This is a genomic window from Pseudomonas fulva (assembly GCF_023517795.1).
Lineage (GTDB): Bacteria > Pseudomonadota > Gammaproteobacteria > Pseudomonadales > Pseudomonadaceae > Aquipseudomonas > Aquipseudomonas fulva_D.
In genome coordinates this window covers 2,887,602-2,907,219 of the sequence record NZ_CP082928.1, presented here as the reverse complement: position 1 = coordinate 2,907,219, position 19,618 = coordinate 2,887,602, and the positions used below count along the sequence as shown (strand labels likewise).

The following is a 19,618-nucleotide window of genomic DNA, read 5'->3' as shown; positions in this document are numbered from 1 at the left end:
CAACACTCATTGTTATTGTTGTGCTCAGTTGAGCCCCCGCAACTATCCATATAAGTACGCTTTGCAGTAATTCGCAAAACTACCCACGGTCCGCTACGTAGAACTACGTAGACGAGCGCGGTTCTCGCCAACCCGGCGCCGCGCCTTTGTGTATGCTCTGCCCCGCCGTCCACCCGCCACGGGGCTGCCCGCCCCGGCAATGCCGCCCGGAGGACCCATGCAACTCAAGCACAAGATCGTCGCCCTGAGCCTGCTGCCGATGCTGCTGGCCGTGGCCGTGGTGTGCCTGCTGGTGCTGATCCAGAACCAGCGCCTGGGCAACCAGCAGGCCCAGCTGATCGAACACAGCATCCTGGGCAGCAAGCAGGCCGAGCTCAAGCACTACGTGGAAATGGCCCTGAGCACCATCGCGCCGCTGTACGAAAGCGGCCGCGACGACGACGAGACCAAGCGCCAGGTGCTGGCGTTGCTCGAGCGCATCAACTTCGGCAGCGATGGCTATTTCTTCGTCTACGACCGCAGCGGCAAGAGCCTGATGCACCCGCGCCAGGCCACCCTGGTGGGCAAGGACCTGTGGAACATGACCGACCCCCACGGCCTGCTGGTGATCCAGGCCCTGATCCGCAGCGCCACCGCAGGCGATGGGTTCCAACGCTACGGCTGGCAGAAGCCCTCCACCGGCCAGGTCGCCGAAAAACTCGCCTACGTGACCATGCTCGAGCGCTGGGGCTGGATGCTCGGCACCGGTATCTACCTGGAAGACGTCGACAACGCCATCGCCCAGGTGCGTCACGACGTCGGCAGCGGCATCCGCACCACCATGCTGGCCATCGCCATCGTTGCGCTGATCGCCGTGCTGCTGGTGTCTGCCAGCGGCCTGACCCTCAATGTCAGCGAACACCGCCTGGCTGACCGCAAGCAGCAGCAGCTGACCCAGCGCATCATCACCTCCCAGGAGGAGGAGCGCTCGCGGCTGTCACGAGAGCTGCACGACGGCATCAGCCAGCTGTTGGTGTCGATCAAGTTCAAGTTCGAGCTGGCCGCCCACGAGCTGGAAGCCGGCAAGGCCAGCGCCGCGCAGACCCTGCGCCAGGGCATCGAGCGCCTGGCCGGGGCGATTGGCGAGGTGCGGCGCATCTCCCATGACCTGCACCCCTCGCTGCTCGACACCCTGGGCCTGGCCTCGGCGATCGGCCAACTGGCCAGCGAGTTCGAGCAGCGCAGCGGGCTGCGCGTCGCCTACGACAACAGCCTGGGCGACACGCGCCTGAGCGACGACATGAACGTAGCGCTGTTTCGCATCCTCCAGGAGGCGCTGACCAACATCGAGCGCCACGCCGGCGCCGGCCAGGTGACCATCCAGCTGACCGGCAACCCGCGGCGGGTGAACCTGCGCATCAGCGACGATGGCAGCGGTTTCAGCCCACGCCAGGCCGAGCAGAGCGGCGGCATCGGCCTGCGTAACATCCGCGAGCGGGTCGAGCACTTCGGCGGCGACTTCGGTATCACCTCCACATCGGCCGGCACCGTTCTGAGCGTCGCCCTGTTACTCTCCACGGACGCGACACAATCCCGGACCGAGCCTGTATGAAGACCATCCGCATCGCCCTCGTCGACGACCACATCCTGGTGCGCGAAGGCATCCGCACGCTGCTGTCGATGGTCGAGCATTTCGAGATCGCCGGCGAGGCCGGCAGTGGCAGCGAAGCCCTGGAGCTGGTGGCCCGCGAGCAGCCGGACATCCTGTTGATGGACATCGGCCTCAAGGACATCAACGGCCTGGAGCTGACCGGCATCATCAAGAAGCGCCACCCGGCCACCAAGGTGCTGATCCTGAGCATGTACGACAATCAGGAATACGTGAGCAGCTCGCTGCGCATGGGCGCCTCGGGCTACGTGCTCAAGGAGGCGCCGTCCCAGGACATCATCTCGGCGATCGACGTGCTGGCGGTCGGCGGGCGCTTCTACAGCGGCGACGTGGCCCACAAACTGGCCCAGGAAGAAACCGAGGAAGGCGAGCTGACCCCGCGTGAACGGCAGGTGCTGCTGATGATGGCCCAGGGCCTGAACAACAAGGCCATGGCCCGCGAGCTGGCGATCAGCGTGCGCACCGTGGAAACCTACCGGCTGAACATTCGCCGCAAACTGGATATCGAAAAGCCTGCCGATCTGGTCAAGCACGCCATGGAGTATGGCTGGTCGCCGCAAACCTGAGGTCACCGCCGAGCATGCCTGCGGCGACGCCATCGCGCGGCTTGGCTATAGTGGGCTAGGGTCTGCTGCCGTTTCACGCACGGCCGCGCCGGAGTCCGTTTTGTCGCGAGGCAAGGCACGAGCCGCGAAGTTTAGCTAGCTAAATGAGCCGGCGAGAAACGCCGCATCGCGACAAAACGGACCCGGCCCTGCGGGTTGTGCGAGACATCTCGCCATGCGTCGTTGGAGGACTTGGCAAGGGAACAACCATTCCCTGCGTCCTCCGCCTAGCCTGGCGAGATTTCTCGCGGCAACGCGGCTCGCGTTGAAACGGCAACAGACCCTAAACCAACAGAGGACAGCTTCCATGAGTGACAACCACGAACGTCGGCGCTTCCAGCGCATCGCCTTCGACGCGCCCGCCGAGATCGTGCAGGGCGAGCAGAGCTGGCAGGTGGAGCTGCACGACATTTCCTTCCGCGGCGTGCTGGTGCGCCGGCCCTGGAACTGGGAAGGCGAAGCCGGCCAGGATTACCTGCTGCGCATCGCCCTCGATGACAACCTGCAAGTGACCATGCAGGTCGAGCTGGTACACCGCGAGGAGCGCGTGCTGGGCTTTCTCTGCCACCACATCGACCTGGATTCCATGAGCCACCTGCGCCGCCTGGTGGAGCTCAACCTGGGCGACGAAGCCCTGCTCGAACGCGAGCTGGCCGCGCTCTGCGAAGACGACAACTGACCACGCAAAACGGCCGCCCGGGCAAACCGGAAGCGGCCGTTCTTCTATATCGATGGCGCTGCTAGCGGCGCCTCACGCTCACTCAATGAATGGTGAAATCGCAGCAGGCCGCGTCGGCTTCGCGGCGGCGGGCGCGGCGCACTTTCACCACCCGCGGCAGCAGATCCACAAATGGCTGACGCTTGCGCTCGACGCCCAGGCGGTCGACCGGCGAGAAACTGGCTTTGGCGATGATGTCGTAGAACAGCAGCATGATGGCGTCTCCTCTGTGGGTACGCCTTCATCCTGCGACCGCTGCCCTGCCCCAGGGTTGACCCAGGTCAATAGCCGCCAGGCGCACCCAGCGGCACAACGCCGCAGTCACTCGAACAGCGCGTCGAGCGCCTGCTCCAGGCGCGTTACCGCGACCACCTGCAAACCCGCCGGCGCCTCCTTCGGCGCGTTGCCCTTAGGCACGATGGCGCGCTTGAAGCCGTGCTTGGCCGCCTCCTTCAGGCGCTCCTGGCCGCTCGGCACCGGGCGGATCTCACCAGACAGACCGACCTCTCCGAACACCAGCAGATCATGGGGCAGCGGCCGATTGCGCAGGCTGGAAATCACCGCGGCCATCAGCGCCAGGTCGGAGGCGGTTTCCAGCACTTTCACGCCACCGACCACGTTGAGAAACACGTCCTGGTCATAGGTGGGGATGCCGCCATGGCGGTGCAGCACGGCCAGCAGCATGGCCAGGCGATTCTGATCGAGACCCAGGGTCACGCGGCGCGGGTTGGCCATATGGCTGGTGTCGACCAGCGCCTGCACTTCCACCAGCATCGGCCGGGTGCCTTCCCAGGTGGCCATGACGATGCTGCCCGGCACTTCTTCCTGGGCGCGGGTGAGGAAGATCGCCGACGGGTTGCTGACTTCCTTGAGGCCCTTGTCGGTCATGCCGAACACGCCCAGCTCGTTGATCGCCCCGAAGCGATTCTTCACCGCACGCAACAGGCGCAGGCGCCCATCGGGGTCGCCCTCGAAATACAGCACGGTATCGACCATATGCTCGAGCACCCGCGGGCCGGCCAGGGCGCCTTCCTTGGTCACGTGGCCGACCAGGAAGATCGCCGTGCCGCTCTGCTTGGCGAAGCGCACCAGCAGCGCCGCACTCTCGCGAACCTGGGCGACGCCGCCGGGCGCCGACTGCAGCTGCTCGGTGAAGATGGTCTGGATCGAGTCGATCACCATGACCTTGGGCTTTTCATGGCGGGCGGTGGCGATGATGCTTTCGATGCAGGTTTCGGTCATCACCTTCAGCTTGTCTTCGGGCAGGCCCAGGCGCCGGGCGCGCATGGCCACCTGCTGCTGGGACTCCTCGCCGGTGACGTACAGCGCAGGGAAGCGCTGGGCAACGTTGCACAGGGTCTGCAGCAGGATGGTCGACTTGCCGATCCCGGGATCGCCGCCGATCAACACCACCGAGCCGTCCACCAGGCCGCCGCCAAGCACGCGGTCTAGTTCGGCCGAGGCGGTGGAAAAGCGTGCCACCTCCTCGACGCTGACTTCGGCCAGGGTCTTCAACTGCGCCTGCTGTCCCGCCCAGCCGGTTCGCCCGCTGGGCGCTGCGGCGCCGCCGGCTTCGATCATGGTTTCGGTGAGGGTATTCCAGGCGCCGCACTCGCCGCATTGCCCGGCCCACTTGGGAAAGGTCGCGCCGCACTCGGTGCAGCCGTACAAGCGTTTGGCCTTGGCCATGGGAGTCGTCCTGCCTGATCAATCGAGGCCGAAACGATACCGAACAACTGGATAAATTTACAGACCTGCGCACACGGGCTATCGGCGCTGGGTCACCCGGGTCGATAATGCCCCGCTCCCCTGCCCCGAGGCCCGCGATGTCCATCGAACTGATTCCCGCCAGCGTCGAGCAGTTGCCGCTGATCAGCAACCTCTACCAGTTCTATGCCTACGAGTCGTCGGGCTGGGAGCAGGAGGATGTCGAGGTCGATGGGCGCTTCTACGTGCACCAGCCACACCTGCAGCGTTACTGGCAGGACGAGGGCTGGAGCGCGAATCTGATTCTGGTCGACGGTTTCATCGCCGGTTTTCTGCTGCTCGAAGCCTGCGAGGGCGCGGCCGTGGCGGACATGGAGTTCGCCGACCTGTTCCTGCTCAGGAAGTACCGGCGCCTGGGTATCGGCCGCGCGTTGCTGCAGCAAACGGTCAGCGACGGGCGCCGCTGGCTGGTGTGCTGCTATGAGCAGGATAAGCTGGCGAGCGCCTTTTGCCGGCAAGTGCTCGGTGAACTGCCATTCGCGGTATACGAGCTGGATAGGGATGGGGACGAGCCAGGGCTGCAACCTTTCAGGGTGCAGGCTTGAAGAGCCCGGGTTACGCCTGCGGCTAAGCCCGGCTACGAAACGCTCGTGGTCCGGCGTTGCGATACCCGGGGAACGATCGAAGCGGTAGCCAGCGGCCGAGCGCAGCGATACCCGTGAAGCCCTCGCTAAAGCCCTAGAGCATCGCTGCGCTCGCCCTCAGCTAAAGGCTCAGCCTTGCGTCAGTTCCTGCACGATCTTGTCCTTGAGCAGCACGCGCTCGCGGCGCAGGCGACCCAGGGTTTCGTCGTCGAAGGGCTGGTTGCCCGATTCGAGATCGACGATGCGTTTGTCCAGGTCCTGGTAGCGACCTACCAGGCCATCGAAACCCGGGTTGCTCTTGCGACGCTCGGTCAGGGCATCGCCGTACTCACGGAATTCTTCGCGCAGGTTGTGCTCGGCGGTCATGGGGGCGCTCCTCTGTGTGGGGGTGATGATGCATTGACCTTAGCCCATCGCCGCCAGCACTAACCGCCCGACGAACTGCATCAGCCGCCGCAGTTGTTGCCGCAGTTGCAGCACCCGCCCTGGGCTTTGCGCTGCTGGCGCGCCAGGTCCTCGCGCAAGCCCGAGCGCCGCAGTTTCAGGGCCGCCAGGCTGAGGCCCTCGGGCCGCTCCAGGCCGCTCTCGATACGGGCGATGCGGCGGTCGACATCGTCGTGCTGCTCCACCAGCGCGGCGTACGCGGGGTTGCTGCGCAGCCGCGAGATGGCGTCGGACTGGGCGGAATAATCGATATGCATGGCCGGGCTCCCGATAGATGAATGGGCGCACTGTAGTCGGCCAAACGGTCCTGGCCGTTGATCCTCGTCAACGGCGGCAGTGTCGGGCAAGCGCCTGTCGTCGGTGCTCGCAGCCGCAACGCAGAGCCCTGCAATGAATCTGCCAGGGTGATTGGCCGGCAATAAATTCGGACAATTGCCCAGCGCCAGGGTCACAAACCTAGCGCTGCCCAAACGGCGGCACATGGCACACAGGCAGCAGTGCTTTACACTTCAGCGCACCAATCGGATCCAGGGGGTTGCACATGAGCATCATCAACGAATTCAAGGCCTTCGCGGTCAAGGGCAACGTCGTCGACATGGCGGTCGGTATCATCATCGGCGCGGCCTTCGGCAAGATCGTCTCGTCCTTCGTCGGCGACGTGATCATGCCGCCTCTGGGGCTGTTGATCGGCGGGGTGGATTTTTCCGACCTGGCCATCACCCTCAAGGCCGCCGAAGGCGACCTGCCTGCCGTGGTGCTGGCCTACGGGCGCTTCATCCAGACGGTGATCGACTTCATCATCATCGCCTTCGCCATCTTCATGGGCGTCAAGGCGATCAACCGACTCAAGCGTGAAGAAGCCGTGGCGCCATCGGTGCCGCCAGCGCCCAGCACCCAGGAAGTGCTGCTGACGGAAATCCGTGACCTGCTCAAGAACCAGCAGCACAAGGATTGACCGGGTAGCGGCTCGGGAAAGAAAACGGCGCCTCCAGGGCGCCGTTCTCCTATCAGGTTCAGGTCAGGCAACGGATTCGCCGCTGCCCGGCTTGAGCAGCACCCGGGTGATGCGGCGCTCCTTGACCTCGATCACCGTCAGCTCCCAGCCCAGGTACTCGACCTTGTCGCCGATCAGCGGCAGGCGGTCGAGCAGGCTCATCGCCAGGCCGGCCAGGGTCTGGTAGTCGTCGGTCGGCTTGGCCGCGAAGTTCATGCGCTCGCGCAGCACCGCCAGGTTGACCGCACCGTTGACCCGGTAACCGCCGTCCACTTCCTCGACATCGGGCCCCTCCACCTCACTGGCATCCGGCAGCTCGCCAGCGATGGCCTCGAGGATATCGGTGAGGGTCAGCAGGCCTTCGAAGCCGCCGAACTCGTTGACCACGAAGGCCACGTGGGTCGAGCCCTGGCGCATCTGCTCGAGCGAGCTGAGTACGCTGGAGCTGTCCGGCAGGTTGATCGGCGCCCGTACCAGGCTCTCGATATCCGGTTGCTGGCCCTTGAGCAGTTCCTTGAACAGCTCCTTCTTGTGGATGTAGCCCAGGGGTTCGTCGCGCGAGTCGTTACGGATCACTACCAGACGCGAGTGGGGCGAATCGAGCAGCGCCTGCTGGATCTTCTCCGGGGCGTCGTCGAGGTTGATGCAATCGACTTCCATGCGATCGGTCATGACCTTCTGGATCGACATCTCGGCCATGTTCAGCACACCGCTGATCATCACCCGCTCGCGACGATCGAACAGCGCGGTTCCGCCCTGCTCGCCCTCGAGCATGTCGGCGATGTCCTCACCCACTTCATCGGCCTGCACCTTGCCGCCGAGCATGCGCATCACCGCATGGGCGGTGCGGTCACGCAGGCCGCGCTGGCCCTGCAGGCTGCGCTTGCGGCGCGAACGGGCGACCTGGTTGAACAGCTCGATGAGGATCGAGAAGCCGATGGCCGCGTAGAGGTAGCCTTTCGGAATGTGGAAGCCAAGGCCTTCGGCGGTCAGGCTGAAACCGATCATCATCAAGAAGCCCAGACACAGCATGATCACCGTCGGGCGGGCGTTGACGAAGGCCGTCAGCGGTTTGCTGGCGACGATCATCAGGCCGATGGAGATGATCACCGCGATCATCATCACTTCCAGGTGCTCGACCATGCCGACGGCGGTGATCACCGCATCCAGGGAGAACACCGCGTCGAGCACGATGATCTGCGCCACCACCGGCCAGAACTTGGCGTAGGTGCGTGCACCACCCGGCTGGTGTACCCGCCCTTCCAGGCGTTCGTGCAGCTCCATGGTGGCCTTGAACAGCAGGAACACACCACCGAACAGCATGATCAGGTCACGCCCGGAGAAGGTCTTGCCGAACACCTCGATCAGCGGGTCGGTGAGGGTCACCAGCCAGGCCATGCTGGCCAGCAAGCCCAGGCGCATGATCAGCGCCAGGCTCAGGCCGATTACCCGCGCACGATCCCGCTGCTCGGGCGGCAGCTTGTCGGCGAGGATGGCGATAAACACCAGGTTGTCGATGCCCAGGACGATTTCCAGGACAATCAGGGTCAACAGGCCCAGCCAGGCCGTCGGATCAGCCATCCATTCCATTTAGTGTGCAGCTCTCTCTAGGGGAAAACGGAGACGGCCGAATGCACCACGCATGCGCAAGGCAGGCGCGTGAAGGCTCGGCTGTCGGGAAGAATGCGCAGCGCTCTGCTGCACGGGAGGCTTGCGCCGGGTGGCGCCGCCTTGGGGAAGTACCGCCCTCGTCCATAACGGCGAGGGCGATCGTCTACTGTCGCTGTCCATGAAGACCGGATAATGGGAAACAGACCCTGCAATCTACTGGAGCGCGGGTCACACTGAAAGCGCCAAGTTTGTAACCGTGCTTTACCAGTAGTTTTCCACGGCTACCTGCCCGGGTCGCCGGGTCAGGCTGAGATTCATGTTGCGCGCCTTCAGGCACCCGCGAATGTCGTCGATCATCTGGGGATTGCCGCAGATCATCACCCGCGAATGTTCGGGGGTCAGTTGCAGACCGGCGGCGCGTTCCAGCTCGCCATTGTCGATCAGCTCGGTGATGCGCGCATTCAGGCAGCCCGGCGCCTGCTCGCGGGTGACCACCGGCAGGTAGATGAGCTTGTGGGTGAATTCGGCCAGGTGCTCCAAGGCGGAGAAGCCGTGAATCATGTCCTGATAGGCCAGCTCGGCCAGCGTGCGGGCGCTGTACACCAGCACGATGCGCTCGAAGCGCTCCCAGACCTCGAAATCCTGCAGCATCGACAGAAACGGCGCGATGCCGGTGCCGCTGCCGAGCAGCCACAAGTCGCGGCCATCGACGAAGCGGTCCAGGGTCAGGTAACCGGTGGCCATCTTCTCCACCAGCAGGGTGTCGCCGACGCGCAGACGGCTCAGTTCGCTGGTGAATTCACCGCCGGGCACCACGATGGAAAAGAACTCCAAATGCTCGTCGTGGGGCGCCGAGACCAGCGAATAGGCGCGCCAGACCACCGAGCCGTCGGCCTTCTCCACGCCCAGGCGCACGAATTGCCCGGCACGAAAACGAAACCCGGCGTCGCGGGTGGTGCGCAGGGTGAACAGGCTGGGCGTCAGGGTCTGTACGTCGAGAAGGGTCTGGCGGGTAAACTTGTCATCGTTGCTCATCGGCGGCTCCATCAGGGCTCATGGCCCTAGTGTCGCGCAAAGCCGCCGCGGGAAACACCGGTAAAGATCAGGGAGAACGGTTGGACGGGATTGACGGGTGCACGGTCCCGATGTGATTGGTGGATAAGCTTCGCGTTATCCACCCTACTGGCTGGCACCACCGTGCCTTGTGGGAGCGACACCCGGGAAACCACCGCCCGCAAAAAAGCCAACCCAGAGGTCGGCTTTCTCTAGCGACGCAGCAGGCGCTTACAACGCCTCGCGGCTGCTGGCGCCGTCGACCAGGCGGGCGATGCCCAGCGGGTTGGCGTTTTTCAGGGCATCGGGCAACAGCGCGTCCGGGCAGTTCTGGTAGCACACCGGGCGCAGGAAGCGGTCGATGGCCAGGGTGCCGACCGAGGTACCACGGGCATCGGAGGTTGCCGGGTACGGGCCGCCGTGGACCATGGCATCGCACACCTCGACACCGGTCGGATAGCCGTTGAACAGCACCCGACCGACCTTCTGCTCGAGCAGCGCGAACAGGGCTTCGCTGCCAGCCAGATCACCCGGCTCGGTGATCAGCGTGGCGGTCAGTTGGCCATGCAGGCCCTCGATCGCCTTCTGCAGCTCGGCCCGGTCGGCCACCTCGACGACGACGGTGGTCGGCCCGAAGACTTCTTCCTGCAGGCGCTCGTCACCGTCCAGCAGCAGCCTGACATCGGCCTTGAACAGCTGCGGACGCGCCTGATTGCCTTCCTGGTTGGCGCCGCCCAGGTGGCTGATGCCGGGGTGTGCGGCGAGCGCAGCGATGCCCTTGGCATAGCCCTCCAGGCCGCCGGCATTGAGCAGGGTCTGCGGCGGCTGCTCGGCCATCTTGGCGGTGAAGCTTTCCAGGAAGGCGCTGAACTCCGGCGAACGAATACCGAGCACCAGGCCCGGGTTGGTGCAGAACTGGCCGGCGCCCAGCACCACCGAGGCGGCCAGTTCGCCGGCGATTTTCCCACCACGGGCCTTGAGGGCTTCGGGCAGCAGGATGACCGGATTGATGCTGCTCATCTCGGCGAACACCGGGATCGGCTGCGGGCGCGCCGCGGCCATGTCGCACAGGGCACGACCGCCGCGCAGCGAACCGGTGAAGCCGACCGCCTGGATGGCCGGGTGCTTGACCAGCGCGGCGCCGACGATGCCCCCGTAGATCATGTTGAACACGCCCTTGGGCATGCCGGTTTTCTCGGCCGCGCGCAGCAGCGCCGCGCCCACCAGGGCGGTGGTGGTCATATGCCCGGGGTGGGCCTTGAACACCACCGGGCAGCCGGCCGCCAGGGCGGAGGCGGTATCGCCGCCAGCGGTCGAGAACGCCAACGGGAAGTTGCTGGCACCGAACACCGCGACCGGGCCGAGGCCGATGCGGTACTGGCGCAGGTCGGGGCGCGGTAGCGGCTGGCGATCCGGCAGGGCGCGGTCGATGCGCGCACCGTAGAAGTCACCGCGGCGCAGCACCTGGGCGAACAGGCGCATCTGGCCGCTGGTGCGCGCGCGCTCACCCTGGATGCGGCCAGCGGGCAGCGCGGTTTCACGGCAGACGATGGCGATGAAGTCCTCGCCCAGGGCATCCAGCTCGTCGGCGATGGCCTCGAGAAACTCGGCGCGCCGGGTCGCCGGCAGGCTGCGATAAGCCGGATATGCGGCGGCAGCGGCCTTGGCGGCGGCATCGACTTCTTGCTCGGTGGCCTCGACGAATTCGTACGGCAGCGTTTCACCAGTGGCGGCATCGACGCTCTGCAGCTTCACGCTGCCGCGGGCGCTGTAGGCGCCACCGATGATGTTGTGGCCGTTAACGGACATGAATGTTTCCTCCTGGTCAGCACCAAGCCGGGGCCGAACCTGGCCCTGGCATGGATAACGATGAATGCTTCAAAGGGTGGTGACGCTGCCCGGTTGCAGCGGCTCATCGGCCGCTACCAGGCCGTTGCGCAGGGGCGCACCGAACTCGCTCATTTCGATCTCGAAGGTATCGCCGGGCTGCGCCCGGATACCGTCGGCATAGGACAGCGTAGCCGTGCCGAAGTAATGCACGTGCACATCGCCCGGGCGCAGGAACTGCTGGTACTTGAAGTGGTGGAATTCCAGGTTCTCCAGGCTGTGGCACATGTTCTCCTCGCCGCTGAGGAATTCCTTCTCCCAGATCACCTCGCCGCCGCGATGAATACGGCTGGTGCCGGCCAGGTGCGCCGGCAGCGCACCAACACGCAGCTCCGGCCCGTAGGCGCAGAAACGCAGTTTGGAATGGGCCAGGTACAGGTAATTGCGGCGTTCCAGCACGTGGTCGGAGAATTCGTTGCCCAGGGCGTAACCGAGGCGATAGGGTTTGCCGTCGTCACCGATCACGTAGAGGCCGACCAGCTCCGGCTCCTCACCGCCATCTTCGGCGAATGCCGGCAATGGCAGGTCGGCGCCAGGGCGCACGACGCTGCTGCCATCGCCCTTGTAGAACCACTCCGGCTGCGCGCCAACCTGGCCGGCGGCCGGTTTACCACCCTCCAGGCCCCAGCGGAAGATGCGCATGGTGTCGGTCAGCGTCGCTTCGTCCTGGCCCTTCTGCTGGTGCATCTTGTCACGGGTCGCGGCGCTGCCCAGGTGGGTGAGGCCGGTGCCGCTGATCAGGCAGTGGGCCGGGTCTTCATGATCCAGCGGCGGCAGAATGCACCCACCCTGCTGCAGCTCGGCATAGGCCGGGCCGGCGTCGCTGCCGCGGTTCTCGACCTCGGCCTGCAGGCTGCGCCCGGCGCGGATCGCCGCCAGGGCCAACTCGCGGGTGCTGGCAACGCCCCGTACGGTACGCACGGCATCGCCGTCGACAACGCCAACCTGACGCTGGCCGCGGGTGGATTCGAACTGGATCAGTCGCATGGCTTGTCTCTCTTGTCAGTCTTGCCCGAACGGGTACAGGGCAGACTTTACGAACTGCGCGCCAGCCTGCCTAATGACAGGCTCTGATCAAGCAATAACCGATGGTTATCACCATGCTCGCATCCCTCCCTGCTCTGGTGTCCCGACTGCGCCTGAAACAGCTGCGTCTGCTGATCGCCCTCGACGAGCAGGGTTCGCTGCACAAGGCCGCCGACGCCGTGGCGATCAGCCAGCCGGGGGCGACCAAGGCCCTCAACGAAATCGAATCGGCGTTCGGCACGCGGCTGTTCACCCGTACCAGCCAGGGTCTGGAGGCCAACGATCTGGGGCGTTGCGCGATCCGCTACGCGCGGCTGATCCACAGCGACCTGGCGCATCTGCGCGAGGAGATGCTCGGCATCCTGCAAGGCCAGGGCGGCCGGTTGGTGGTGGGCGTGATCATGGGCGCGGTGCCGCACCTGACCCGCGCCCTGTCGCGGTTGCGGGCGCGGCAGCCGGAGCTGTCGGTGGAAATCGTCGAGGACACCAGCGCGCGGCTGCTCAGCCTGATCGACCAGGGCCGCCTGGATCTGGCGATCTGCCGGACCAGCGTAAGCCGCCGGCCAGATGATTACGATTGCCTGAGCCTGCATGACGAGCAGCTGAAAGTGGTGGCCAATCCCGCGCACCCGCTGGCTAACACGCCGGGCCTGAGCCTGGCGCAACTGGCCGCCTACAGCTGGGTGGTGTTCCCGGCGAACATGCCGATGCGCCTGGTGCTGGAGCGGGCATTCAGCGACGCCGAACTGGAGTTTCCGCGCTACCCGCTGGAAACCGCCTCGACCTTCGCCACCCTGATGCTGCTGGAGGAGGACCCGAACCTGGTGGCCCTGATGCCACGGGAAACCGCCCAGTCGGCGGCGCGCTCGGGCCAGCTGGCCTGCCTGGATGTGGCCCAGGTGCTGCGCAGCGAGCCCTACGGGGTGATCAGCCGGCGCGGCTCGCCGCTGTCATCGCCAGCGCGTTTGCTGCTGGAGGAGTTGCGGACTTCGTAGGATTGGTCGGGCCGTGTAGGTGCAACCCATCAATCCCACGATGGGTTGCACCCATCCTACGGCCTTGAGCGCCTTCAGATGTGGGAGCGGGCCATGCCCGCGAAAAACCGCGACCATGCCATACGCTCACAGGATTCACATAGTAGTTGTAGGGTGGATGACGCTTTTTTCATCCACCATGCGACTGCAGCGGTGGACGGGTGAAGCGTCGTCCACCCTACGAGCTCAAAGGATTCACATAGCTTCCTAGGATGGGTCGGGCCGCGCAGGTGCCCCCAATCCCGATGGGTTTCACCCATCCTACGGACTTGCGCTCCCACAGGGATATGCATCAAGCCGGCGCAACCAATCAGCGCCGATTGACCGTCTGCGCCGCACGCAGCACGTCGGTGCCGATCTCGGCTTCGAAACGCTGCCATACCGGGCGCATCGCCTCGCGCCAGGCTTCGCGCTGCTCGTGGGTCAGGGTGATGATCTGCGCGCGGCCGGCGGCAACGAGTTGCTCGCGGCTCTTGCGGTTGAGCTCCTCGGCGTCCTGGTTCACCTTGAAGCTGACCTCCTCGATGATCGCTTCCAGCTGGGTGCGCACCTGGTAGGGAATGCTGATCCAGAACTTGGAATTGCTGATCAGCATGTAGTTGAGCGAGCCGTGGTTGGTTTCGGTGATGAACGGCTGCACGCTGTCGAGCTTCTGGCTGGCCAAATTCGACCAGGGGTTTTCCGCGCCTTGCACGGTGCCCTTCTGCAGCGCCGCCAGGGTTTCGCTGAAGGCCATCTTGCTGGCGGTGGCGCCGATCTGGGCGAACTGCGCCTCCAGTACTGGAGATGGCTGAATACGGAAGTTCAGACCCTTGGCATCGGCCGGCGCCTTCAGCGCGCGGGTGGCGGAAAGCTGCTTCATGCCGTTGTTCCAGTAGGCCAGGCCGTAGATGTCGTGGCCCGCCATGGAACGCAGCAGCTCGCGGCTCTTCTCGCGCTTCTGGAAACGCTTCACCGCTTCCAGATCGTCGAACAGGAACGGCAGGTCGAACACCTGCAGTTGCTTGGTGTAGGCGTCGAACTTGGACAGCGACGGCGCCAGCAGCTGCACCTTGCCCTCACGCAGCGCCTGCAGTTCGTCCTCGTCACCGAACAGCGTGGAGTTCGGGTACAACTCGACCTTCACCTTGTCGCCCAGGCGCTGCTCCACCAGTTCCTTGAACAGCTGCGCACCACGGCCCTTCGGGGTGTCTTCGGCGACCACGTGGGAGAACTTGATGACGATGGGCTCGGCGGCGAACGCCGGCGTGCAGATCAGCAGCAGGGCGGACAGGGCTGTGGTGACAACGGACTTGAACATGCAACACCTCGGCAATAGCAGACAGCGGCGCATGCGCGAGGCAGCACCTGAGGGAAATGGGGGTTTCGGATGACCTTCGCTGAGGTCGCTGTCGGCTAGGCCCGGCGCGGAGCGCGGGTGTCCGACTATTATTGGAGGGCTGTGCAGAGGGCACGGTGAAAAGGCGCCCGTTCTGGCAGGGGCGCGATTCTTCTCCATCCTCCGCCGCAGAACAAGCGCAATAACGCCAACTGCTGCACAGCTTGAAGATTCAATGCCCGTGCCGTGGCAGAATGCGCCCCGCCACGCCCACCACGAGATCAGCATGTCGTCGTCCTTCGCCACCCCGTTCGCCACCCTCGAGCTGCAGCGCCAACCCGAGCAACCCGGCATGCCCCTGCAGGCCTTCGACGCCGCCGATGCCTACCTGCTCGAGCAGGTGCAGACGCTGCCGAGTACCGGGCGCGTGCTGCTGCTCAACGACAGCTTCGGCGCCCTGGCCTGTGCCCTGGTCGGGCGCGCCCGGGTAACCAGCAGCGGCGACTCGCACCTCGGCCACCTGGCGCTGCGCCTCAACCTGGCGCGTAACGGCCTCCCTGAAGACGCGGTGACCTTCGTGCCGGCCAGCGAGCCAGCAAGTGGTCCGTTCGATATGGTGCTGATCCGTGTGCCGAAAACCCTGGCGCTGCTGGAAGAACAGCTGATCCGTCTGCAAGCTCAGCTGGCGCCAGACGCCCAGGTGATCGCCGGGGCGATGATCAAGCACCTGCCGCGCGCCGCTGGCGACCTGCTGGAGAAGTACATCGGCCCGGTGCAGGCCTCACTGGCGGTGAAAAAAGCCCGTTTGCTGCACGCCACGCCCGAAGCCAAGCCGGCAGCGCAGTCGCCCTACCCGACCCGCTACCGCCTCGACAAACCGGCGCTGGAACTCAGCAACCACGCCAACCTGTTCTGCCGCGAAGGCCTGGACATCGGCACCCGCGCCTTCCTGCCGCACCTGCCGCGCCACCTGGACAATCGCCGGGTGGCCGACCTGGGTTGCGGCAACGGCGTGCTGGGCATCGTCTATGCCCTCGGCAGCCCCCAGGCGGAACTGACCCTGGTGGACGAATCCTATATGGCCGTGCAATCCGCCGCCGAGAACTGGCAAGCCGCGCTGGGCGAACGCCCGGTGACAGTCCGCGCCGGTGATGGCCTGGCCGAGCAGCCTGCCGACTCGCTGGACCTGGTGCTGTGCAACCCGCCCTTCCACCAGCAGCAGGTGGTCGGCGACTTCCTCGCCTGGCGCATGTTCCAGCAGGCGCGCAGTGCGCTGGTCACCGGCGGCGAGCTGTGGATCGTCGGCAACCGCCACCTGGGCTACCACGCCAAATTGTCGCGGCTGTTCCGCGGCGTCGAGCAGGTGGCGGCTACGCCGAAGTTCGTGGTGCTCAAGGCGACCAAGTAACCCCGCAAGACTGCATCGACGGCGACACCCAGGAATCCTTTGCTCAGTCGATCAGGCCATTGCCGTCATAGAACGGATAGGGCCCCGGGTATTCGCCGAACACCCCGGTGTGGGTAACCAGGCCGTGTTCGGCGTGCCAGTGGTGCAGCAGGTAGCCAGGCGGCTCCAGGTTGAAGTGGGCCGGCGCGCTGGGCTGCAGGTCCAGCACGATCTGGTGGGAAACCCCGGGGCACACGCAACTCAGGCTGCCGGCAAAACGCCGCTGGATCGGGCGATGCAGGTGCCCGCAGAGCAGCCGCTCCACCTGTGGGTGGCCGCCGATCAGCCACTCCAGGGCCGCCGCGTTGCGAAACGGCTCGCGGTCCATATGGCCGATACCGCTGGTGAATGGCGGGTGGTGCAGGATCAGCACCGTCGGCACCTGCGGGCGCAGCGCCAGCTGGGCGTCCAGCCAGCGCAGCTGGCTGTCCTGCAGTTGCCCGCCATGGCTGCCCGGAATCGTCGTGTCCAGGCCGATCAGGCGCACCGGGTGGCTGTCGACCACCCAGTCCAGCGGCGCCTCGGGCGACCGCGGCAGGTAGCCGTGGTCGGCAAAGGCGGCCAGCAGGTGGGCGCGATCATCATGATTGCCGGGCACCAGGTAACAGGGCATGGCCAGGCGCTGCAGTTCGGGCCGCAGCACGGCGTATTCGTCGGGGTGACCGAAGTCCACCAGGTCCCCGCTGATGACCACGATGTCCGGGCGTGGCTGGCTGGCGTTGAGGTGGTCGACCGCGCGGCGCAGCGCCGCCAAGGTATCGACCACCCCGTAACTCGGCTTGCCGCCGGCCTTGAGGTGCAGGTCGCTGATCTGCGCAATAAGGAAGGTCGGAACGCTGGGGATGACATCAGGCATTGAGGCTGAACACTCGCTGGGGCTCGACGGCCAGGTTGATCAAATCGCCGGGGGCATGCAGGCGGTCGTCGCTGCTGTCCACCGACAGCGGCTGCGCGCCGCCCACGTCCACCAGCAGGCGGCTCTGCGCGCCCTGAAAGAATTGCCCGAGCAGCCGCCCGCGCACATGGCCGGGCGTACGGGTCACCTGCAGGTGCTCGGGCCGGCAATACAGAGTGGTTGGCAGCTCGCTGGCGCTCCACGGCAACTCGCCGCCGTTGACCTGCACGCCGTTGGCCGTGCGGCCGAGCACCGCGAAGGCATTCAGGGTGCCGATGAAATTCGCCACGAAGGCGTTGGCCGGCTGCTGATAGAGCGCCCGCGGCGTGGCCAGCTGCGCGATGCGGCCGCGCTCCATGACCAGAATGCGGTCGCCCAGGGCCATGGCCTCGCCCTGGTCGTGGGTGACGAACACCGCGGTAATGGCCAGCTCGCGCAGCAACTGGCCCAGCTCGCTGCGCAGGCGCTCGCGCAACTGGGCATCCAGGGCCGCCAGGGGTTCATCGAGCAGCAGTACCCGCGGGCGTGGCGCCACCGCGCGGGCCAGGGCGACGCGCTGGCGCTGGCCGCCGGACAGCTCATGGATGGCGCGATGGCCATAGCCCTGCAGGCCGACCAGTTCGAGCAGTTCGGCGCAGCGCTGTTCGCGCTCGGCGCGGGGCACCTTGCGCACCTTCAGGCCATAACCGATGTTGTCGGCCACGTTGAGGTTGGGAAACAGCGCGTAGTTCTGGAATACCATGCCCACGTCGCGGCGCTCGATGGGCAACGGCGTGACATCGCGCCCGGCGAACGACACCTGCCCGGCATCCGGGCGCTCGAGCCCGGCGATCAGGCGCAGCGTGGTGGTCTTGCCGCAGCCGGACGGGCCGAGGATGGCCAGGGTCTCGCCGGCGTGGATCTCCAGGCTCAGGTCGTCCACGGCGACGGTGCCGTCGGCGAACGCCTTGCGGCAGTTGTGCAGGCGAATGGAGGTAGCGGTCATCGTTGGTCTCCACGGGACAGGCGGGCGCTGATGGCCTGCAGGGCGATCAGCAGCGGCACGATCATCAGCAGGAACAGCAGGGTGTAGGCGCTGGCGACTTCCAGCCGCGCCGAGGCGTAGCTGTCGGCCAGGCCCACCGGCAGGGTCTTGGTCATCGGCGTGTGGAGCATCCAGGTCAGGTTGAATTCGCCCAGTGACAGGGTGACGACCATCAGCACCCCGGCGAGGATGCCCGCACGGCAGTTGGGCACCACCACGGTAAAGAAGCGCCGCAGCGGGCCGGCGCCGAGACTGGCGGCGGCATCTTCCAGGGTCGGCAGGTTCTGGCGCTGCATCACCGCCATTACCGGGCGCACCAGAAACGGCAGGGTGAACAGCACGTGGCCGACCAGAATGAACAGCCAGCTGCCACGAAAGCCGCCGAGATGACCGTAGGTGAGCAGCAGCGCCAGCGCACTGGCCAGGCCGGGCATCGCCACCGGCAGCACCATCAGTTCCTCGAAGGCGCGGCTGAAGCGGTTGTTCATGCGCACCAGGGCGTAAGCCGCCGGCACGCCGATCACGCAGACGCACAGGGCGCAGGCCAGCGCCAGTTGCAGCGACAGCCACACCGTCGGTGAATAGGCCTGCCACACCTGCACGAGCCAGTCGAAGGTCAGGCCGCTGGACAGCCCCTGGAAGTAATTGCGGGTCAGCCCGGCGAGCAGCGACAGCAGTACCGGCACCAGCATGAAGGCGCAGACCAGGCAGGTGAAGATCAACTGCGCGGCAAACAGCGTCGAGCGTTTCATAGCAGCCCTCCGGCGTTGCGCACCCACTTCCTGACCACCAGCAGCACCGCCCAGGTCAGCGCACCGAGGAGCACCGACAGCGCGGCGGCCACGCTGAAGTTTGCGTAGTTGGTGAACACGTTGTAGATCGCCACGGGCGTGACGTTGAGCTGGGTGCCCAGGGTGAAGGCGGTACCGAACGCGCCCATCGAGGTGGCGAAGCAGATCGCGCCGCAGGACACCAGCGCCGGCATCAGCCCCGGCACGATCACGTCCCAGGTGACCCGCCAGTGGCTGGCGCCCAGCGAGCGGGCAGCCTCCTCCAGGCTGGCATCGAGGCTTTCACTGGCGGCCATCACGGTGAGGATCACCCGCGGTATGGAAAAGTACAGGTAGCCGAGAAACAGACCGGCCAGGGAATAGGCGAATATCCAACGCTCGCCCACCAGCCCCAGGCCCAGCGCCGCGAACACGCCCTGGCGGCCGGCCAGCAGAATCACCAGAAAACCCACTACCACGCCGGGAAACGCCAGGGGAAAGGTCAGCAGGGCGACCAGCGCCGAACGGCCGAAGAAGCGCTGGCGGGCGAGAAACACCCCGCTGATGCTGCCCACCAGCAGTGCCGCCAGGGTCACCGTGGCGGCCAGCATGCTGGTCTGCGCCAGGCTGCTCAGATACTGGCCGCTGCTCAGCACCTGCCAGTAGCCACTGCCCGCCCCGCCGCGACTTTCGCCGCCAAGCAGCACCAGATGGGCCAGCGGCAGTATCCAGAAGGCCAGCAACATGGCAGCAGCCGGCACCAGCGCCACGGCAGCCCCCGGCCGCCAGCGCC

The 19,618-nt window shown here is 65.9% G+C and carries 20 protein-coding genes; 7 read left to right on the top strand and 13 right to left on the bottom strand.

Annotation, left to right across the window (positions count from 1 at the left end; translation table 11 throughout):
• Positions 1-217: 217 nt before the first annotated feature.
• The 3 genes from K8U54_RS13195 to K8U54_RS13185 all read left to right on the top strand — a co-directional run bounded on the left by K8U54_RS13195 (position 218) and on the right by K8U54_RS13185 (position 2,932).
• Positions 218-1,591 carry a cache domain-containing protein gene (locus tag K8U54_RS13195; protein ID WP_249906292.1) on the top strand — a complete coding sequence of 458 codons (1,374 nt, stop codon included), beginning with the start codon at positions 218-220 and terminating at the stop codon, positions 1,589-1,591.
• On the top strand, positions 1,588-2,214 hold the full coding sequence (locus K8U54_RS13190) for a response regulator (RefSeq protein ID WP_070886109.1): 627 nt from the start codon (positions 1,588-1,590) through the stop codon (positions 2,212-2,214). Before K8U54_RS13195 ends, K8U54_RS13190 begins: the two co-directional genes overlap by 4 nt.
• A 346-nt stretch (positions 2,215-2,560) precedes the next feature.
• Positions 2,561-2,932 (top strand): PilZ domain-containing protein, encoded by a 372-nt coding sequence (locus K8U54_RS13185; RefSeq protein ID WP_013793044.1) that lies wholly within the window; start codon positions 2,561-2,563, stop codon positions 2,930-2,932.
• Positions 2,933-3,014: 82 nt separating this feature from the next.
• On the opposite strand, the gene K8U54_RS13180 is transcribed toward K8U54_RS13185, so the two are convergent.
• Together K8U54_RS13180 and radA are read right to left on the bottom strand one after the other, a co-directional pair.
• Complete coding sequence (locus K8U54_RS13180; protein ID WP_249906291.1) at positions 3,015-3,185, bottom strand: hypothetical protein; 171 nt, start codon at positions 3,183-3,185, stop codon at positions 3,015-3,017.
• Between the two features lie 107 nt (positions 3,186-3,292).
• Complete coding sequence (gene radA, locus K8U54_RS13175; RefSeq protein ID WP_070886107.1) at positions 3,293-4,660, bottom strand: DNA repair protein RadA; 1,368 nt, start codon at positions 4,658-4,660, stop codon at positions 3,293-3,295.
• Between the two features lie 137 nt (positions 4,661-4,797).
• On the opposite strand from radA, the gene K8U54_RS13170 reads away from it, so the two are divergent.
• Positions 4,798-5,283: a GNAT family N-acetyltransferase gene (locus K8U54_RS13170; protein WP_249906290.1), complete on the top strand. Its 486-nt coding sequence runs from the start codon at positions 4,798-4,800 to the stop codon at positions 5,281-5,283.
• Between the two features lie 168 nt (positions 5,284-5,451).
• Here K8U54_RS13170 and K8U54_RS13165 read toward each other — a convergent pair whose 3' ends face one another.
• Both K8U54_RS13165 and K8U54_RS13160 read right to left on the bottom strand, forming a co-directional pair.
• Positions 5,452-5,688: a YdcH family protein gene (locus tag K8U54_RS13165; protein ID WP_249906289.1), complete on the bottom strand. Its 237-nt coding sequence runs from the start codon at positions 5,686-5,688 to the stop codon at positions 5,452-5,454.
• A gap of 80 nt (positions 5,689-5,768) precedes the next feature.
• Positions 5,769-6,023, bottom strand: a complete 255-nt coding sequence (locus K8U54_RS13160; RefSeq protein WP_249906288.1) for a DUF465 domain-containing protein — start codon at positions 6,021-6,023, stop codon at positions 5,769-5,771.
• A gap of 284 nt (positions 6,024-6,307) precedes the next feature.
• On the opposite strand from K8U54_RS13160, the gene mscL reads away from it, so the two are divergent.
• A complete protein-coding gene (mscL, locus tag K8U54_RS13155; protein WP_070886103.1) occupies positions 6,308-6,721 on the top strand; it encodes a large-conductance mechanosensitive channel protein MscL in 414 nt (137 codons plus the stop codon).
• Between the two features lie 63 nt (positions 6,722-6,784).
• Here mscL and K8U54_RS13150 read toward each other — a convergent pair whose 3' ends face one another.
• The 4 genes from K8U54_RS13150 to araD1 form a co-directional block, all read right to left on the bottom strand.
• Positions 6,785-8,350, bottom strand: coding sequence for a TerC family protein (locus K8U54_RS13150; RefSeq protein ID WP_249906287.1), 1,566 nt, complete (start codon positions 8,348-8,350; stop codon positions 6,785-6,787).
• 282 nt (positions 8,351-8,632) lie between these two features.
• Positions 8,633-9,406: a ferredoxin--NADP reductase gene (locus tag K8U54_RS13145; protein ID WP_249906286.1), complete on the bottom strand. Its 774-nt coding sequence runs from the start codon at positions 9,404-9,406 to the stop codon at positions 8,633-8,635.
• Between the two features lie 249 nt (positions 9,407-9,655).
• The gene (locus tag K8U54_RS13140; RefSeq protein WP_249906285.1) at positions 9,656-11,233 is read right to left on the bottom strand and encodes an aldehyde dehydrogenase (NADP(+)); all 1,578 of its coding nucleotides are present in this window, start codon (positions 11,231-11,233) and stop codon (positions 9,656-9,658) included.
• A gap of 69 nt (positions 11,234-11,302) precedes the next feature.
• On the bottom strand, positions 11,303-12,298 hold the full coding sequence (gene araD1 / locus K8U54_RS13135) for an AraD1 family protein (protein WP_249906284.1): 996 nt from the start codon (positions 12,296-12,298) through the stop codon (positions 11,303-11,305).
• 113 nt (positions 12,299-12,411) lie between these two features.
• On the opposite strand from araD1, the gene K8U54_RS13130 reads away from it, so the two are divergent.
• On the top strand, positions 12,412-13,332 hold the full coding sequence (locus tag K8U54_RS13130) for a LysR family transcriptional regulator (protein WP_249906283.1): 921 nt from the start codon (positions 12,412-12,414) through the stop codon (positions 13,330-13,332).
• Between the two features lie 349 nt (positions 13,333-13,681).
• On the opposite strand, the gene K8U54_RS13125 is transcribed toward K8U54_RS13130, so the two are convergent.
• Entirely contained in the window at positions 13,682-14,671 is a 990-nt protein-coding gene (locus K8U54_RS13125) for a TRAP transporter substrate-binding protein (protein WP_249906282.1), read from the bottom strand.
• A 304-nt stretch (positions 14,672-14,975) separates the two neighbouring features.
• Between K8U54_RS13125 and K8U54_RS13120 the strand changes: the two genes are divergently transcribed.
• Positions 14,976-16,097 (top strand): methyltransferase, encoded by a 1,122-nt coding sequence (locus K8U54_RS13120; RefSeq protein ID WP_249906281.1) that lies wholly within the window; start codon positions 14,976-14,978, stop codon positions 16,095-16,097.
• A 43-nt stretch (positions 16,098-16,140) separates the two neighbouring features.
• Here K8U54_RS13120 and K8U54_RS13115 read toward each other — a convergent pair whose 3' ends face one another.
• From K8U54_RS13115 to K8U54_RS13100, 4 genes are read right to left on the bottom strand one after another with little or no spacing between them, the layout of a single operon-like run.
• Positions 16,141-16,992, bottom strand: coding sequence for a phosphodiesterase (locus tag K8U54_RS13115; protein ID WP_249906280.1), 852 nt, complete (start codon positions 16,990-16,992; stop codon positions 16,141-16,143).
• Positions 16,985-18,016 carry an ABC transporter ATP-binding protein gene (locus tag K8U54_RS13110; protein WP_249906279.1) on the bottom strand — a complete coding sequence of 344 codons (1,032 nt, stop codon included), beginning with the start codon at positions 18,014-18,016 and terminating at the stop codon, positions 16,985-16,987. The genes K8U54_RS13115 and K8U54_RS13110 overlap by 8 nt, the downstream gene beginning before the upstream one ends.
• Positions 18,013-18,807 carry an ABC transporter permease gene (locus tag K8U54_RS13105; protein ID WP_249906278.1) on the bottom strand — a complete coding sequence of 265 codons (795 nt, stop codon included), beginning with the start codon at positions 18,805-18,807 and terminating at the stop codon, positions 18,013-18,015. Before K8U54_RS13105 ends, K8U54_RS13110 begins: the two co-directional genes overlap by 4 nt.
• Positions 18,804-19,571, bottom strand: coding sequence for an ABC transporter permease (locus tag K8U54_RS13100; RefSeq protein WP_249910443.1), 768 nt, complete (start codon positions 19,569-19,571; stop codon positions 18,804-18,806). Before K8U54_RS13100 ends, K8U54_RS13105 begins: the two co-directional genes overlap by 4 nt.
• Positions 19,572-19,618: the final 47 nt, after the last annotated feature.